The following is a 4,285-nucleotide window of genomic DNA, read 5'->3' on the forward strand; positions in this document are numbered from 1 at the left end:
AGAGTTAACACTCGCACTTTGGCACATCTGATGCCGCAAGGTTGGAGCGTCCATCTCATTATCCCTGCGCTCGGTCGGGTACATCCTTTGTATCCTCGAGATTCAGACCAGCAAACATCTGTTTCAGCCGGAGATTTCATCCTCGAGGTCTTTCATCTTTTTGATATCAGAAGCTTCCATACCGCCAAACTTCTCTTTCCAGTTGTAATACGAGGCCTCAGAGATCCCGGTTTCGCGGCAGACATCTTTAACTGTACGTCCGGCTTCGACGGACTTCAGAACGGCGATGATCTGGTGTTCGGTGAATCGTGCTTTGCGCATGGCGATCTCCTCCATGGACATAATCAGTATTCCGGAAGATCTCGAAAAGTGAATGGTGCTTTTAACACAGGTGCTAATAATTTATTCACTAAGTGCCAAAATTAACAACCCGTGCTTGAATTTTATTAGTGACTTTTAAAAGATATTTTAGTAAAAAAGCTACTTCAATAAAAAAATTCACATTAAAAATAATTCAATTACTACAGATAAAATGCAATTGATTGTATTTGCTCAAGATTTAAATAAAACAATAACACGCAAGGATAAATCAGAATAAAAGTTCTTCATGACACCTGACTACAAAATATGGACATTAATACCATTTCAATCTGACGGAATTAATAAGAAGATAGAATTGATACTGATGGCAGTATCAATAATTAATTAAGGAGATAGTATTATGGAAAGAATCATCGAAGTCAGAGAATCCAGGATTCAGGAAATTCGTGGGTATATGGCTAACAGCGGAAAAGATTGTGCTAGTGGAACCTGCGATCATGGATGGGATTCCAAGAGCATAAACGCAGAGGATGTCGTGTGTAATGCTTTAGAAAGCATTGATGACAACTTCTTCTGCTAACAACTATTTTAAAATGCAAATAAAAAAACATCTATGTTTTGTGCCACATTTTTCATGCATCTAAAAAAGCTGGCTACCTCACAATAGTTTGTGTGAGATGATTACAGAAAAGCACGCAAATTCTCATAATGTTCTTTCTTATGCATTTTTCTCCAGGAATATGACATTTATTTCAACCAATAGCATCAATGTCTTGAAAAAAAACAAATTGAAAAATGCAATCATAAAATACAATAAAAAATCTTATTTTGCAAAAATAGTTTCCGCATTCTTCGAGTGTGAAAAAAAGGACATTATTAGAATGAAAATAAAAAAAGCCACATCATTTTGATAAAATAATAATAGCTAACCATGAAAATTCTATAAAAATAAAGGAGGCATTATGAAAAACAGAGAAAAGATTCAACTTTTTAAATATTCATTAAGACTTTTGTTGATATCTCACCCCAGGCTATCAATGTTATTTATAGCTATGGTCACAATTCAAGGTTTGATACCAACAGTAAGTGTAATGGCAAGTATTCATTTAGGAAATCTTGTCAGCCAGGGTTCTCACAGCCAACTACTAATAGCTTGTCTGATATGGGCATTCACTTTTATTTTTCCTGGAATTATCGCACCTGTAATAAGTACAGTACAGAGTGTTCTTAATCAAAAGTCAACGCAATTAACACAACATAAAATCATGTTGGCAATATCTCGAATTCAAGATTTAAAAATCATTGAGAGCAATGAAATACATGACAAGCTTGAGGTTTTATCTAAGGAAGCCTCACACCGTCCATTAAACCTATTGGTTAACCTTGTTGATATATTAAGAGGTTCTTTAACTCTCTTATCAATGTCTTTAGTATTAGCTAGTGTAGCATGGTGGTTGCCGCTTGCACTTCTATTACCTGCAATTCCCGTCACGGTATCTGTGGCTCAATCTCAACTGGATATTTTTAAAGTTTTGCTTGGAAAAGGCATCACATCAAGACTCATTCGTTATTATTTTTCTACAGCCATTGACATTAGGCACTCTAAAGAGATCAAATTATTTAACCTATCAGGTTTCTTCATAAATAAACACCGCGAGTCTTTTGATTTAATTGATAAAGATCTTGATAAGGTTAGAAAAGGTCAGATTACCCGCCCCCAAAAATGGAATTTTCTCTACTTCATATCTGCCATGGGTGTGATGTTTTGGTTTTCTGAATATATATCAAAAGGTGATATATCCACAGGTGGATTACTGGGAACCATACAATCTATAGGGCTTTTTGGTCTGTCTTGCCAATGGATGGTGTATTCATTTAGTAATCTTGGGATTTGCTTTTCTTTTTTCGAAAAGCTAATGATCCTGGAAAAAAAACACAGCACACCCAAAATGTTTCCATGCAAAAAAAATACCAGACAACAAAACAATAAAATTCGAGAGCGTTAGTTTTTCATATCATAAAGATAAAGTGAGCATTAATAACGTTAACTTGAAAATAATGCAAGGCGATCACATTGCTATTGTAGGGGAGAATGGAGCAGGAAAAAGCACTTTAATAAAGTTACTCTGTAGATTATATGTTCCAGATCAAGGCAGAATTACGATAGGCGGCATAGATATCAATGAAATTGACATAGAGGAATGGCATTCAACAATTAGCGCTATTTTCCAGGATTTTGGACATTATAATTTAACAATTAAGGAAAATGTTTTTATAGGGGATTTAAGCACACATATTACATCTGAAAAAGTCTCTGTCGCTTGTCAAAAGGCGCAATTTACTTTACCTGAAGGGTTAAGTATTGACAGCCAAATCGGCAAAGAGTTTGACGGTACCGAGCTGTCGGGTGGTGAATGGCAGCGGCTGGCCCTGGCACGAGCGTTTTACGCCGATCGCCCGCTGGTGATTCTCGATGAACCCACCAGCGCAATGGACCCGCGCGTTGAGTCCGAACTGTTCAGCCAGTTTGGCACTATTATGGCCGGAAAAACGGCGGTGATGGTCACCCACCGACTGGGCAGCGTAAGAGACGTTGATCGGGTGGTGGTGATGAAGGCGGGAAGGATCGTTGAGGAAGGCCCGCCTCAGGTGCTGGAAGCGCTGAACGGCGAATATGCTGAGCTGCTGGCGCTTCAGAAAAGCCAGTATGCCGAGCGACCATCATCGCGCACCGGACAATAAGCTGGCCATTGCCACCGCCCGCAACCTATCCCGCATACAGGCACACGAGCATATGAGCATACGAATACACGAGCATCCCGGAAACAGGCAAAAGGGCAAAAGGGCAAATCAGCTATGCTGATGTTGCACCGGGCGAACGTGTCAGTGTCGTGGCCAGAATGCTCTGCTGTGCACGTTCTTCCGTCGGACGCTGGATTAACGGGTTCACATTGTATGGCCTTGAGGGTCTTGAATCTCTGCCACCAGGACGCGGATGATGCTGGCCCTTACCGGAAACCATCAGTGCCGTTCGATGTGGCGACTGCTGAAAAAGATTTGCCATTTTATGACAACAGCAAGTCCTTTCCCCGTAAGCGGATATGGTCTGGCAAAAGTGTAGCAGTATTAGAATCCGCTATTAAGAGTATTTACGCCTCGGGCATTAACTGGCTGCGGCTGAAGGGGGCCAGTATTACTTCGCCGGGCTGGCGGGGATCGAACCAGATAACTTCTTCGATTTCGGCCGCCGGACTAAAGTCGGTCTGTGCGGTGGTAAAGGCAAACATATCGGCAATCAGCTTGTGGCCCGGTTCGTTGGCGGCGCGATCTTCAAAGCGCCCTAACGGCGTCAGGTCTGCCAGATCCACCTCCAGCGACAGCTCCTCCCACAGCTCACGCACCAGCGCCGCCTGCGGCGTTTCGCCCGGCTCGGGTTTGCCGCCTGGCTGCATAAAGTACGGCGTGTTGCGCTTTCTGACCAGCAGATAGCGGCCCGCGCGATCGGTAATAAGCGCTGCGGCAACGGTGATAACCTTGTTTTCACTCACGGTGATTTACTCTCCTTGCTAAATACGTTGCGCTACCACCAGACCCTAAATCTGAACATTGGGGCGAGAAAAAGCTGACTGCGGCAGCGTGTCCAGGTGGCGATTCATAGTCTTATCATATGCAATGTCTGGGGTATTAATTTCCCTGAATGCAGAAGCGGAGATTATCGGGCAAAAACGTCCAGTCGCAAAGCTAACCGTTGCTGATGTTAACAACCCACGTCTTTAATGCAGCATAACACTAGCTTACAAGGGAGGCCGCTGGCGAACAGGTTAGCCGGGCGTATGCCGCACGGATGCGGCATCCGAGCCTCCAGGGATGGATTATTTTTTAAAGCCGGTTTTTGGGCTTTAAAAAATTAACGGCGCCCCGGCGTTCTGTCGCCAGCGGCCGAACCCGGCACCAGTATATGAAG

Annotated in this window: 4 protein-coding genes and 2 pseudogenes; 4 read left to right on the forward strand and 2 right to left on the reverse strand. The window is 42.7% G+C overall.

The features are described from left to right. Positions 1–79: 79 nt before the first annotated feature. Positions 80–321 (reverse strand): annotated as a pseudogene (locus NV64_RS22490) (transposase); the annotation flags it as partial. Positions 322–721: 400 nt separating this feature from the next. Here NV64_RS22490 and NV64_RS22495 point away from each other — a divergent pair. The 4 genes and pseudogenes from NV64_RS22495 to NV64_RS22505 form a co-directional block, all read left to right on the forward strand. Beyond that, positions 722–901: a hypothetical protein gene (locus NV64_RS22495; RefSeq protein WP_056241577.1), complete on the forward strand. Its 180-nt coding sequence runs from the start codon at positions 722–724 to the stop codon at positions 899–901. Between the two features lie 382 nt (positions 902–1,283). Next, a complete protein-coding gene (locus NV64_RS24305) occupies positions 1,284–2,327 on the forward strand; it encodes a hypothetical protein (protein ID WP_233209084.1) in 1,044 nt (347 codons plus the stop codon). Positions 2,328–2,349: 22 nt separating this feature from the next. Beyond that, on the forward strand, positions 2,350–3,063 hold the full coding sequence (locus NV64_RS24310; RefSeq protein WP_233209085.1) for an ABC transporter ATP-binding protein: 714 nt from the start codon (positions 2,350–2,352) through the stop codon (positions 3,061–3,063). Between the two features lie 108 nt (positions 3,064–3,171). Further along, a pseudogene (locus NV64_RS22505) lies at positions 3,172–3,314 on the forward strand (helix-turn-helix domain-containing protein); the annotation flags it as partial. Positions 3,315–3,470: 156 nt separating this feature from the next. Here the strand turns inward: NV64_RS22505 and NV64_RS22510 are convergent. Beyond that, positions 3,471–3,869, reverse strand: coding sequence for an NUDIX domain-containing protein (locus tag NV64_RS22510; protein ID WP_101506835.1), 399 nt, complete (start codon positions 3,867–3,869; stop codon positions 3,471–3,473). Positions 3,870–4,285: the final 416 nt, after the last annotated feature.

Origin of the sequence: Erwinia sp. B116, from assembly GCF_002865965.1 — a bacterium.
Lineage (GTDB): Bacteria > Pseudomonadota > Gammaproteobacteria > Enterobacterales > Enterobacteriaceae > Erwinia.